At 33.5% G+C, this 13728-nt stretch carries 11 protein-coding genes and 1 pseudogene; 10 read left to right on the forward strand and 2 right to left on the reverse strand.

The window, feature by feature from the left end:
* The first annotated feature begins 10 nt into the window (after positions 1-10).
* Both AC2UOP_RS06555 and AC2UOP_RS06560 read left to right on the forward strand, forming a co-directional pair.
* Complete coding sequence (locus AC2UOP_RS06555; RefSeq protein ID WP_085839405.1) at positions 11-268, forward strand: HPr family phosphocarrier protein; 258 nt, start codon at positions 11-13, stop codon at positions 266-268.
* A 52-nt stretch (positions 269-320) separates the two neighbouring features.
* Complete coding sequence (locus tag AC2UOP_RS06560) at positions 321-1082, forward strand: formate/nitrite transporter family protein (protein ID WP_484833066.1); 762 nt, start codon at positions 321-323, stop codon at positions 1080-1082.
* A gap of 130 nt (positions 1083-1212) precedes the next feature.
* On the opposite strand, the gene AC2UOP_RS06565 is transcribed toward AC2UOP_RS06560, so the two are convergent.
* The gene (locus AC2UOP_RS06565; protein ID WP_484833067.1) at positions 1213-1815 is read right to left on the reverse strand and encodes an S-layer homology domain-containing protein; all 603 of its coding nucleotides are present in this window, start codon (positions 1813-1815) and stop codon (positions 1213-1215) included.
* Between the two features lie 193 nt (positions 1816-2008).
* Between AC2UOP_RS06565 and AC2UOP_RS06570 the strand changes: the two genes are divergently transcribed.
* Positions 2009-4240 carry an S-layer homology domain-containing protein gene (locus AC2UOP_RS06570; protein WP_484833068.1) on the forward strand — a complete coding sequence of 744 codons (2232 nt, stop codon included), beginning with the start codon at positions 2009-2011 and terminating at the stop codon, positions 4238-4240.
* A 172-nt stretch (positions 4241-4412) separates the two neighbouring features.
* Complete coding sequence (locus AC2UOP_RS06575) at positions 4413-5891, forward strand: DUF1846 domain-containing protein (protein WP_484833069.1); 1479 nt, start codon at positions 4413-4415, stop codon at positions 5889-5891.
* Positions 5892-6011: 120 nt separating this feature from the next.
* On the opposite strand, the gene AC2UOP_RS06580 is transcribed toward AC2UOP_RS06575, so the two are convergent.
* The gene (locus AC2UOP_RS06580) at positions 6012-6884 is read right to left on the reverse strand and encodes a DegV family protein (protein WP_484833070.1); all 873 of its coding nucleotides are present in this window, start codon (positions 6882-6884) and stop codon (positions 6012-6014) included.
* Positions 6885-7036: 152 nt separating this feature from the next.
* Between AC2UOP_RS06580 and AC2UOP_RS06585 the strand changes: the two genes are divergently transcribed.
* The 6 genes and pseudogenes from AC2UOP_RS06585 to AC2UOP_RS06610 all read left to right on the forward strand — a co-directional run bounded on the left by AC2UOP_RS06585 (position 7037) and on the right by AC2UOP_RS06610 (position 13377).
* On the forward strand, positions 7037-8809 hold the full coding sequence (locus tag AC2UOP_RS06585) for an aminopeptidase P family protein (protein ID WP_484833071.1): 1773 nt from the start codon (positions 7037-7039) through the stop codon (positions 8807-8809).
* A complete protein-coding gene (gene uvrC / locus AC2UOP_RS06590) occupies positions 8809-10644 on the forward strand; it encodes an excinuclease ABC subunit UvrC (protein WP_484833072.1) in 1836 nt (611 codons plus the stop codon). Before AC2UOP_RS06585 ends, uvrC begins: the two co-directional genes overlap by 1 nt.
* A 219-nt stretch (positions 10645-10863) precedes the next feature.
* On the forward strand, positions 10864-11097 hold the full coding sequence (locus AC2UOP_RS06595; RefSeq protein ID WP_484833073.1) for a helix-turn-helix domain-containing protein: 234 nt from the start codon (positions 10864-10866) through the stop codon (positions 11095-11097).
* Positions 11003-11338, forward strand: a pseudogene (locus AC2UOP_RS06600) (IS30 family transposase); the annotation flags it as partial. The gene AC2UOP_RS06595 and the pseudogene AC2UOP_RS06600, both read left to right, overlap by 95 nt.
* Before the next feature lie 179 nt (positions 11339-11517).
* The gene (locus AC2UOP_RS06605; RefSeq protein WP_484833074.1) at positions 11518-12345 is read left to right on the forward strand and encodes a class I SAM-dependent methyltransferase; all 828 of its coding nucleotides are present in this window, start codon (positions 11518-11520) and stop codon (positions 12343-12345) included.
* Positions 12346-12438: 93 nt separating this feature from the next.
* Positions 12439-13377 carry an alpha/beta hydrolase gene (locus AC2UOP_RS06610; RefSeq protein ID WP_484833075.1) on the forward strand — a complete coding sequence of 313 codons (939 nt, stop codon included), beginning with the start codon at positions 12439-12441 and terminating at the stop codon, positions 13375-13377.
* Positions 13378-13728: the final 351 nt, after the last annotated feature.

The following is a 13728-nucleotide window of genomic DNA, read 5'->3' on the forward strand; positions in this document are numbered from 1 at the left end:
GGAGGACAAAATGAAAGAATTCGAATACACAATCACAGACCCAATAGGTATACACGCAAGACCAGCTGGTTTACTTGTAAAATTACTAGCAGCTATAAAAAGCGATGTAAAAGTAGCTAAAGGAGAAAAAATTGTAAATGCTAAATCAATTTTAGGACTTATGGGCTTACAAGCAAAACAAGGCGAGGCAATCAAGTTTATAATTGAAGGCGCAGACGAAGAAGAAGCAATAAAAAAGGTAGAAGATTTCTTAAAAGAAAATTTATAATCTTGACTAAAGCCCTCTATGCTTGTATAATATAAGCGTAGGGGGTAAAATTATGGAAAAAGAAAATTTCAGCCCAAAAGAGGTACTGTCCATGACCTTGGCCAATGGGGTCAATAAGACTAAGCTTAAGACGAGAGCGCAGTTCTTTTTAGGTGTATTAGCAGGTATGTATATAGCATTTGGTGGCGTTTCATCAACTATAGTGAACAATCTTGGTAAAGGATTTAACCCGCAAATCACAAAAATACTTGTCGGATTAACCTTCACCATCGGCATAGTAGCTGTAGTTGTTGGTGGAGCAGAATTATTCACAGGCAATATACTCATGTTTGGCGCAACACTTGATAAAAGAACAAAACTTGGTAATTTATTATACAATTGGCTAAAAGTATATTTATATAATTTTATCGGAGCACTTTTAATTGTAGCTATAGTATTTTATTCAAATATTTTATCAGATGGAACAAAAGAGCTTTTTGTAAATATTTATAATGCAAAGACATCACAAGGATTTTTAGAGCTTTACGTTAAAGGAATTGGCTGCAACATCTTAGTTTGCTTATCAGTTTGGCTTGCTACAGCAAGTAAAGAGATAACAGCAAAAGTTTTTGCATCAGCTTTTCCAGTTGCAATATTCATTATATGCGGCTTCGAGCACTGCGTTGCCAATATGTTTTATTTACCGATAGCTATGATGATTAGCGGCACATGTGATATATTAGCCGTGCTTCACAATTTAGTTCCAGTTACGCTAGGTAATATCGTGGGCGGCATGATACTAATAACATTTTATTATTACGCTTATAAAGAATAGTATATTTATTATATGGAAGAACAGTTTATAATTGTTCTTCTTTTTTTATTAATATTATCTGATGATAATTTTAAAAATATTTTTCGCTAATAAAAAAGGCCAAGCAATTAAGCTTGACCAAAATTTCAAATTATCTTTTTAAGTTTAAAACTTTTAACAAATTTAGTGTCGAACCCTTTTTTGGAGTGTTTAGTGCGTTCGTAGTCATCAAAGCCATCTCGCCACGATTTAGATAATCATCAGGCTTTAGATCAAGACCATCCATAAGACCATAAGTCACTGCATAGTCAGAGACCATGTCCCACTTTTTTGCCTCAGATGAATAATCAAGTATCCTAAGTAGTATTGCTTGATACTGCCTAACAGTAACAAAAGTGCCATAACCAAACTTATCTTTAGTTATGCCGTGTATGTAGCCATTTGACACAGCCCAGTTGATATAAGGCAAGTAGACTTTGCTCGCACTCTTAAGATCAGTAAACTTTGTTTCAGAGCTAAACTTTTTAGCCCTTTCCTCATCGTTCATAAGCCTCGATAGTATAACTATGAGGTCTTCTCTCTTAAGATTCTTATCAAGCATCAGATCACCTGATGAATCACCTTGTATTATATTGTATGACTTAAGCTCTTCGGCACTCTTCTTAAATTTACTGTTTAAATTTTTTGCACATAGATTTGTGCTAGTAAATAAAATTAAGAAAAGGCATAAGAAGAGTATAAATTTTTTCTTCATACATACCACTCCACTTATATTATACTACATAAATTGCTTTTTATATATTAAGTTCGTGTTACAAAATTTAAATTCGATTGATATATACATAATAAAAGCTAATTTTTAACTAGATTGTAATATTTAAAACATATATTATATGGTATAATAATTACATAAGAACTAGTAAAATAGTTATGAAAGGAGCAAAAACATGAAAAATAACTTAAAAAGAGTATTTAGTTTAGTACTTGTATTTATGCTATGCATCACATTTATACCGATGAACACAGCAAGTGCGAAAACATTTAAAGACGTGCCTAAGAGTCATTGGGCATACAATTACATCAATGAGATGAGTAACAAAGGATATATACAAGGTTATCCTAATGGAACATTTAGACCAAGCAAGAACATTACTTTCTTAGAAGCAATGAGATTTGCAGCTATACTTACACAATACGATGAAAAAGCATTACAAGCTGCAAGACAAGTTTGGCTTAAGGACGTAGTAGCGCTAGGCGTACCAAAATGGGCACAAGATAACGTTGTTAAGTGCTTAGCAAAACAAGCTGTCAATATGACAACATTAAAAGCAGCTAAAAAGAATAAAATGTTTACTACAAATAAACCTGTAAGTAGAGTTAATCTTGCTGAATTTTTCGCAGGAGCAATGGGAGTTAAATCAACAGATCCAGTTATCGCTCTTCCATTTAAGGACGTAAACGATATCCCAGAAGGAACTAGAGCAGCTGTAGCTGGACTTATAGACGCTGGCGTTATATCTGAAAAAGGTACTGGAAAAGGCATGTTCTATCCAAAGAGAGCGGTTAGAAGAGATCAAGTTGCTAGAATGGTTTATTCAGCACTTGAGTATCAAGCAAAAAACACAAGCAATGTAAATCCAGTTAACCCAGTTAATCCAGTTAATCCAGTTAATCCAGTAAACCCTGTAACTCCAGTTAATCCAACACCAACAGTTGTTACAGGTACTATTAAAGAAATTGGTATCACAGGAGTTACAGCTATAATGCTAGTTAACGATAACACAGCTACTGGCAAGGTATTCTCTATAAATCCATCAACAGTTATAACAGTAGATGGAAGCATTGGTAATCTATCAAGCTTATTAGTTGGTCAAAATGTAACAGTTACTGCTGACTCATCTTTAGGTGCAATGCAAGCTAAGTCAATAAACGCAAAGGGCGTTCAATTCAGCCTTGAAGGTGAAGTAACAAACGTTGACAGCTCAAACAAAGAAATCAAAATTACTTATACAGACAGCACAAAGAATAAAGTTTCAAAAGTATTTAAAGTTGATTCTGATTCATCAATCACAATTAACAACAGAACTAGAGATTTAGTTGATGTTAAGAGAGGTTCTCAAGTTAAAGCAACTATCTACAATGATAAGGTTAAAACACTTGAAGTAACAGCTTCTTCAGATGATTACAAAGGATATATCAAGAGATTAAATTCAAGAGAAATTACTATAGTTTCATTAAATGGTAGAGAAAACACATATAAGCTTCCAAGAAGCGAAAGAGACTATGATATTTATGACAGTAGAGACAACTCTAGAAGATCTTATAGAGAACGCAAATTGACATATGATGAACTAGCAAGACTTGGATCAGTATATGTTGAAATAGAAACAGATGCAAAATATGATGAAGTTGTATCTATAGATGTTGGCGATGGTTTTGATAACGAATACATCGTATACAGAAACAATGATAGAGGCAGAAACCGTGACCAATATCAAATAGAATTATATCCAAAGAATTCATCAAATAGCTATAGAGACAGAGAAACTTATTACTACGATTACGATTTAAGAGCAGATAGTTTTGACTCAAGAAGAGATGTAAGAGTAAGAGATATAGGCGAAGGATCAAGAGTTGTTATTCTTGAAAAGGATAAAGACGTTATTAAGAGAATTATGGTTATTGATTCAACAAGTAATAATGGATATAGATATGGCGATGTAATTCGTGGATATGTAACAGATATTACAGGCGGTATTATCTATGTAACTGATTATTATAATAGCAATAACAGATATGGCATAGACTCTAATAGTGTATCAACTAGCAGTTTATTAAAGGGAAAAAGTTATTACTTTAGAGTAGACGACAAAAATGCTAGAATACCAAAATTATACGCATATGGTGATAATGATTCAAATCTTTATGATAATAGATATGGACAATTTGATAGAGTGTTTAAAATTGCCGATGCCGACGTTTCAAGCAGGGACAAAACTATAATTTATGATAGCACAAGCAGAAGTACTGGTTACGAAATAAATAGAAGTACAGATGTTAGTGGCGATTTTAGCATAAGTCAAATATTAAGCATGAACAGAGACAGCTTTATAGGACTAAATGTATCAATTATTGTTGACAAATATAATCGTGTAACTAGATTAGTTATTACTAGATAGATAATTAATTAAACAAGCTATACAAAAAATCTTAGGGCAATTTGTCCTAAGATTTTTTTGCGTTTAAAACATTTTTCATTAAATGCAAATCTATTAAAAAATTTTTCTCTATAAGCAAAAAAATAATTGTAATAATTTTTCTCGTGTGTTATAATCTTAACGAGGTGAAAACATGAAACTAGGTTTTTCAAATGAACTATATATAAAGGAACAAAGTGACTATATTTTAAAGAGGGTTGGAAAGTTTGAGAAGCTTTATATGGAGTTTGGCGGTAAATTAATTGGCGATAAGCATGCGCAAAGAGTTTTGCCAGGTTATGATGAAGACGTAAAAACTGTTTTACTTGAAAAATTAAAAGACAGGATGGAAGTCATCATAACTATACACGCTCAAGACATCATATCAAATAAGCTTAATAACAATACTGGATTGACTTACGAGAGAGAAGCAATTAGACTTATCGAGAGATTAAAGGCAAAGGGTATTAAGATTAACAGCGTTGTTATCAATCGTTACAAGAAAGATGAAAATGTTGATAAATTTAAAGAGTACATGGAAGCAAGAGGCATGAGGGTTTATCTTCATGACAAAACTGAAGGCTTCCCTAATGATGTTGACAAAATTCTTTCTGAAGATGGCTTTGGTAAGCACCCATACATTGAGACTACTATGCCTATCATAGTTGTTACTGGACCAGGTCCAGGCAGCGGCAAGATGACTACATGTTTATCTCAACTTTATCATGAATATAAACGCGGCGTTAAAGCTGGTTATGCAAAATTCGAAACTTTCCCAGTTTGGAATCTTCCACTAAAGCACGAGCTAAATCTTGCTTATGAGGCTGCGACTGCTGATTTAAGTGATGTTAACCAAATCGATCCATACCATTTGCAAGCTTATGGAGAAATTTCTGTAAATTATAACAGAGACGTACAAGCCTTTCCTATATTAAAGAAAATTCTTGATAGAATTATGGGCGAAGAGTTTTACAAGTCACCAACTGATATGGGCGTAAACAGAATTAAGTCCGGCATCATTGACGAAGAAGTCGTTAAAGAGGCATCAAGACAAGAAATTATCAGAAGATATCTAAAGGCGCTTCTTACTTATAAGATGACAAATCAAAAGAAGGACGAAGCCCAAAGAATCAAGACTCTTATGGAAGAATTAAATCTTAAGGTAGAGGACAGAAAATCTTTGGTTGCTGCTAGAAATAAAAAGGGAGAGCTTCTTAAAAAAGGCATCACTAACTCAAATGTAACTGCTATCGAATATGAAGATACTATCATAACTGGTAGAGACGGCGAGCTTATGGACTCAGCTGCAGCTGCTGTACTTAATCTTCTTAAGTATATATCAAAGCTTCCTGATGAATTGCACTTGATTGACAAGGCTATACTTGAGCCAATCATTGAAGTTAAGGGCATAATCGAAAAAGAAGAGAGCCCACTACTAAATGTTGAAGAGGTTTTAATTTGTCTTGCAACATCAAAGATGTTTAATCCAAGCGCTAAGCTTTGTATAGACAATCTTTCTAAGATAAGAAATTTAAGAGCTCACTCAACAGCTATGTTAAATTTAACTGATATAGAATTATTCAGAAAATTAAATATTGACTTAACAAGCGACTATATCGATACAAAATTTTAATAAAAATTAATTAATATAATTTTTTAAAAAACTCCTGATCATTTGATTAGGAGTTTTTCTATGTAAATAGTATTGAATTGCATAAAAAAGGTCAAACTTTTATAGCTTGACCTTAAAATATTATTTTGTTTCATCAATGTAGGCGATCGCTAAACAGCCCGGTCCAACGTGTGCGCCTATGGCAGTACCGATCTCTCTTATAGCAATATCTTTCGCATCAAATTCTTCGTTAATCATTTCATAAAGTTTTTGAGCGTTTGCTAAGTTATCTGTATGACCAATGATGGTATGCTTAAGTATATCAGGATTGCGGCTTACATCGTCAAAATAAAGATTTAGTATTTTCTTATAAACTTTTGCTTCGCCACGAACTTTATCTTTTAATATCAAAGCGCCGTTCTCATCATTTGCAAGTAAAGGCTTGATATTTAAGACTTGACCAACAGCTTTTATTGCTTTTGAAATCCTTCCGCCTCTATATAGATACTCAAGATTTTCAACAGTAAATAAGTGGTTAACTTTGCCAGCTAAGAACTTTGCTCTCTCTTCAAGCTCTTCAATCGATTTACCTTCATTATTCATCTTGATAATCTCTCTAACGATAAGCTGCTCACCTATAGTCATGGCTTTAGAATTTATAGATACCATCTTAATATTTGGATACTTTTCTTTTAGCATTTGTATAGCCATGCAAGATGAGTCCCAAGCAGTAGTTAAGCCATATGAAAGACAGATGTATATGAAGTCTTCGCCTTCTTTGCATACTTTCTCAAAACCCTCTAAGTACTGGTTAAGATTAATCTGACTAGTTTTGTAAATCTTGCCATTTCTCATGTTTTTATATATTTCCGACGTTTTTATATCAAGTCCGTCACGATAAATACTTTCTATGTCATCAGTATCAATAACACTTACATAAAGGGGTTCTAGATTAAATTCTTTAATTTCTTCTTGAGTGAAATCACTCGCACTATCAATTATAATTTTTGTCATTTTTACCTCTCTCATTTGTTAATTATATCATATATAATAATTAAAGACAAGCTAAAATATTATCATTTTCGTAATAATTAGCTAAGACTAATACAAAGAGTACAAAAAAATATATTTTTGTGGTATAATACATTCATAAGGGAGGTTTTATTATGTCAATTGACGCTAGAGTTAAAAGTTTAAGAGAATTAATGAAGAAAAATGGTATAACTATGTATATAGTTGCTACTGCGGATCCACACATGAACGAATATTTATCCGATCATTACAAGGATAGAGTCTTTATATCAGGTTTTACTGGCTCACAAGGCAATGTCATCATAACTATGGATAAGGCAATGCTTTGGGCAGACGGAAGATATCACGTTCAAGCTGAAAATCAATTAAAGGGCACTTCCTATGAATTATATAAATGGGGCAAACCAGGTGTTCCAACATTTATGGAATACTTAAGAGATAACGTTAAAGAAGGGGAAGTGATTGGTTTTAACGGAAAAACTTTCTCTGAAGCAATGTTTGAAAGGATAGAGGACCTTGTTGATGGCAGAGATGTTAAATTTGTTGACGATGTTGATCTAATCTCAGAAATTTGGACTGATAGACCTGCACTTAAAAAGGACAAAGCCTTTATATTATCTAGTGAAGAAGCAGGCGAGAGCACTAAGGATAAATTATCAAGAGTAAGAGCCAAATTAAAAGAAGAAGGTGCTGACCTTAGCATCATAGCTTCACTTGATGACATTTGCTGGCTATATAACATAAGAGCAAATGATATACAAGACTCACCAGTATTAATTTCATACGCTTACGTTGATTTTGATAAGGCAGCCATCTATACAGATCTTGACAAGATTGATGATGATATAATCAAGGCGCTTAATGCACAAGGCGTTGAAGTTAAAAAATATGAAGCATTTGAAGATGATTTAAGAAAGATTAAAGACAAAACTATTTATCTAGACGAAAACAAGATTAATAGATACATGTTCAAGCTTATTGAAGATGATAACTATGTTATAGGTGATATAAACATCACTACTAAGTTTAAAGCAGTTAAAAATGATACTGAAATTAAAAATGTAAAGAAGGCGCACATCACTGATGGCGTGGCACTTGCGAGATTTATGAAGTGGCTTAAAGAATCTGACAAAAAAACTCTTGACGAACTTACTGTTCAAAATAAACTTCATGATTTTAGAGCAATGTCGGAAGATTTCTTGGAAGAAAGCTTTGAGACTATCTGCGGTTATGCTGATAATGCTGCCATAGTTCACTATATGTCAAGTGAAGAAACTAATAAAAAGCTTGATAATAAAGGACTTTTACTAGTTGACAGCGGCGGACAGTATAAGTTTGGTACAACAGATGTTACTAGAACTATGGCTATGGGCGAACTTACAGACGAAGAAAGAAAAGGCTTTACTCTTGTATTAAAAGGCTTCATCAGACTTATGAGCGTTGTATTTAAGAGAGGCACTAAGGGATCATCCTTAGACCTTTTAGCAAGACTTGATCTTTACAAGCACCAAATGGATTATCTTCATGGAACTGGTCACGGTGTTGGATATTTACTAAATGTTCATGAAGGACCACACAATATTTCATCAAGATACAATGACATAGATCTAGTTAAGAATATGATTTTCAGTGTTGAGCCAGGCGTTTATGAAGACGGTAAATATGGTGTTAGAACTGAAGTTTTAGTTTATGTTGAAGACGCAGGAACAAGTAAATACGGCGAATTCTTTAGACTTGAGCCACTAACATACGCTCCTATCGATAAGGACGCTATAGATAAAAATATGTTAACAGCTGAAGAAATATCATGGCTAAACGATTATCATAAAGCTGTTTATGAAAAAATAAGCCCGCTTTTAAATGAAGATGAAAAAGCTTGGCTAAAAAAGGCAACAAGTGAAATTTAATGTTTAACTTTGAAGAAGAGATAAAAAAGCTGCCTAAAAACCCTGGCATTTACATTATGAAAAATGACAAGGGCGAGATAATTTATGTAGGCAAGGCGAAAAATTTATCTAATAGAGTGAGAAGCTACTTTAGAAGCAGCGCTAATCACTCCGAAAAAGTTAAGGCTATGGTAAAAAACATTGCCGAGTTTGAATATATAATTGTTGATAATGAGGTTGAGGCTCTAATTTTAGAGTCCAACCTTATTAAACGTTACGTGCCTAAGTACAATATAGTTTTGCGTGATGACAAAAGCTATCCTTACATAAAGGTAACGACTAATGAAAAATATCCGCGCATATTAAAAACTCGTTTACTTAGAAAAGACGGAGCAAAATACTTTGGTCAGTATCCAAACGCAGCTAGCGTCAACATCGCGATAGATATTATCAATAGAGAGTTAAAATTAAGAGATTGCAATTTAAATATTGAAAAAGTCAAAGGAAAGATAAGGCCTTGTCTAAATTATTTCATCGGCAAGTGCATTGCGCCTTGCAAAGCTGATGTCACTGAAGAAGAGTACGCTGAACTTGTTGATAGAGCGATGAAAATTTTACAAAATAAAGATAAATCTATCCTGGAAAAATATAAATCGAAGCTCGATGAAGCGGTTAAAAATCTTGAGTTTGAGAAGGCAGCCGAATACTTAAACGTGGTCAATGCTTTTAATGACATACATAAGGAGCAAAAAATTACTTCGCCAGACGCCATCAATAGAGACGTACTTGCTTATGCGGAAGGAATTTCAGATGTTATACTAGAATTATTTATCATTCGTGACGGTAAAATCGTTGAGCGAAACTATTATTTATTCGAAAATGAAAAGAAAACCAATATAAAAGACATATTCAAAGCCTTTATCTCGCAGCATTATTCAGCTAACATCGATATGCCAAATGAAATCATTTCGGAGATAGATTTTCCTGACAAGGACGAAATGATAGAAGCACTATCAAAAATAGCAAATCACAAAGTTGAGATACATGTGCCGCAAAGAGGCGAGAAGAGAGCCTTGGTGCTTATGGCGAAGAAAAACGCCATCGACATGGTTGAGAAACATGCAGATAGATATATAAGGAAGAAAGCTTTAAAAGACATGGCGATGCAGCGCTTTAAGGACCTTTTGTGGCTTGAAAACGTGCCAAATAGGCTTGAGTGCTACGACATATCCAATACCATGGGACAAAATTCAGTCGCATCCATGGTTGTCTACGAGAACGGCGATATGCAAAGAAATGAGTATAGACGCTTTAGAATAAAGACCATAATCGGCCCAGACGATTACGGCTCGTTAAGAGAAGTACTTGAGAGAAGATTTTTAAGGAGTATGAAGGATAAAGAAGGCTCATTCGCCGCGCTGCCAGACGTCATACTTATAGACGGCGGCCTTGGTCAAGCATCAAGCGCGCAGATGGTTCTGGATAGCCTTGGTATAGAGATACCAGTCGTTGGTTTAAAAAAGGACGACCATCACAGAACCGATTCACTCGCTTATATGGGTGAGATAATAAAAATTGATAAAAGCTCAGAACTTTTTAAAATACTCACAAGGATACAAGACGAGGCACACAGATTTGCCATCACATATCATAGGTCCTTAAGAGAGAAAAATATCAATCAGTCGATACTTGATGAGATAGTTGGCATCGGCCCAAAAAAGAAAAAGATACTATACGAAGCCTTCGACGATATTGACGCAATAAGAAGAGCTAGCCTTGAAAAACTAGAATCAATAAAAGGCATATCAAAGACAAACGCAAAAGATATATATGAATTTTTTAGAAAAGATACTTAGTTAATTTAAGTATCTTTTTTTATTATTGAAGTATCGCTTAAAATAAAAATGAAGAGTTAAAAAATTAAAAATCTTGTAAGAGTCTTATTGTAGTAATTATTTTTTATGCGATAATTTATAATAACAAGTGCAACACTTAATAAAATAAATAAAAAGAGTTCATATTTACTACTCATGATATAATGTAGGTGTCCAATCATACATTAAGGAGTAATAAATATGAACTATATACATCTTACCATAGAAGAGCGCGCTTGTATAGCAAAATTTAAAGAAATGAATATGAGTCTAAGAGAAATGGCTAAAATTTTGGATAGAAACGTATCAACTATCTCTAGAGAATTAAAAAGAAACAGCTGCCATCATAGAATTACTAAAAGATTTGCCAAAAGGAGCTGTAAAAACAATAACCTGCGATCGAGGAAAAGAATTTGCTGGTTGGAAACGAATTGAAGAAGAATTAAATACTAGAATGTACTTTGCAGATCCATATTGTGCTTGGCAAAAAGGAACAAACGAAAATTCTAACGGTTTATTAAGAGAGTTTTATCCTAAACATATGGATTTATCCAAGACAAACGAAAAAGAAGTTCAAGACGTCCTTAAACTTCTTAATAACAGGCCAAGAAAATGCATTAACTACAAAACGCCTCAAGAGTTATTTGATGAGTATTTATGTGAATGTTGCACTTGATTTGACAAATTATCATGCAAATTTAAATTCTATTTAACTGTTTATATAAAGCACTTGACAAATTAATTAGCTAGTGCTAACATATATTTATAATAATATTATAAAGCTGTGAATTAAATTATTATATTAGAAGATAAAAAGAAATTTTATAAAATTATTTATTAAGAGGAGAAAATTTTATGAAACAATTAGATTTTTATGATGACAAGAAAATAAATGCTGACTACAAAAACTGGGTTCCAAAAAGAATGTTGCAGGCTAAGAATGGTGAAAGTCTAGTATGTCTTATTTTATTCATCTTATTTGGTGCAAGTGACCTCATTCTTCAAGGAAGGCAAAGGATCATCTGGGGACTTATCCTAGGGATAGGATGCCTTATACTTCTATTAATTACTGTCTGGGTTACCATCTTATATAGGGCCTTTGATTACAAAGGTAAAAGGAAGCTTGCTAAAGTAATAATAGAGGGGACTGCCGACTATGTAAAGATACCAGATGGTGGCGTTGGCTTAGATGTGGGATGTGGTAGCGGTGCACTTACCATAGCTTGTGCAAAAAGAAATCCAAAGGCGACCATGGTGGGTTGTGACATATGGAGTGGGGGATACAAGAGTGAATTTTCAAAGAAGCTCTGCCAGGACAATACTAGGGCTGAGCGAGTAACAAATGTTAGCTTTGAAAGTGGCAATGCAGTCAAACTTCCATTTGAAGATGAAAGCTTCAATGTAGTGACTAGCAACTACGTATATCACAATATAATGGGACATAATAAGCAGAAACTTCTACTGGAAACATTTCGTGTGCTTAAAAAAGGTGGAGTTTTTGTTATCCATGATTTGATGAGTAAGTCAAGATATGGAGATATGAATGAATTTATCGAAAAGCTTAAAAAAGATGGCTACAAAGATGTGCAATTAATTGATACAACAAAGGGTCTTTTTATGGATCATAAAGAAGCTACATTGCTGGGACTTTCTGGTTCAACTCTTCTTATTGGTAGAAAATAATAAAATTTTATATAAATTAGTATAAAAAATTTAGAAAAAAGAAAAGCTATATCCAAAATCATTTAAAATTGATTATTAAAGGAGAAAAATAAAATGAGTTTAACTTATAAAATTGCATCGACAATAGTAAGACTACTTGGAGTCAAAAAAATGTTTTTAAAAAACAATGAAGAAATGCTTGAGTATGCAAAGAAAGAAAATGCAAAGGTAGTATTTGTTTTAGAGAAGGCAAAGAAAAGAGCCGAGAGAAAAAATTATTATCTCATAGAAAGAGATGTCATGGGATATAGGCTGCTTTCTTATCAAAAAAATCAAACTCCTGCAGACGGAGCAGTTCTCTATTTCTTCGGCGGAGGAATGATTACGCAGCCAGACAAATTGGATTTTGCTTTGTCGGAAAGAATAATGGAACAAACAGGCAAAGATGTTTGGTTTTTATTCTATCCTCTTTGCTCAGAAGATGTAAAATTAGATAAGACATACGAAGTTTCCTTTGAAGCCTATAAGCTGATGACCGAAACTTATAAGGTGGAGAACATAAGCGTACTTGGATTTTCATCAGGAGCTTGTCTGGCAATAGGAATATTTTTGCATAACAATGCAATAGGTAGACCTATTAAAATGGCTGGCAAAATTATTTCAGTTTCACCCGGCGGCATACCCGATGTAACACTAAGTGAGCATAAAGATATATGGGAAAGAGTAAATGCCCTTAATCACAAGGACGTAATCATTGATCCTACCTATATTAAAACTGCAAGAGAAATCACAAAAGGCGATGCAGACATACCTGAGTATATGCTTGACGGAACTGTAGGAGATTTCACCGACTTTCCGAAAACATATTTTTATTACGGCGAAAATGAATGCCTCTATGCCTTTGCAGACGAATTTAAAAAAGCAATGGAAAAATACAAGGCTCCATACGAAATTATTGTAGGCAAAGGAATGTGCCACTGTTATCCACTTTTAAGATTTTTTAGAGAAGGAAGAGAAGCACAAGATGAAATTATTGAATTATTGAAATCTTAATCTAAAGACTAAGAAGGGGGTTAAAAATCCATACTTTTAATTTAAATCGTCATTTTATGCTCTGCATTTTTTGCGCTCCGCTTTTGATCGTACCGTTTGTTGAGACGATTTAGGCGTTAATTGTTGCATTTTTCGGAAGATAAATTTATGTAGATAATTTGACAATAAGCTAAGGTAAAATAAGGTAATTTTTTTGAACTAATAGTTAGCATAAGCTAACTGAAAAGGAGATGAGTTAATGAAGAAAAAAAATGATGAGTTGATTTGCTCTGCTTCGGACAGCAAGAAACTCAAGCAAAATAAAAATTTAATAAAAGAGGTAGAGAGTTTAAACTTGGATGTTCCTGATGA

The organism is Fenollaria sp. (assembly GCF_057222035.1).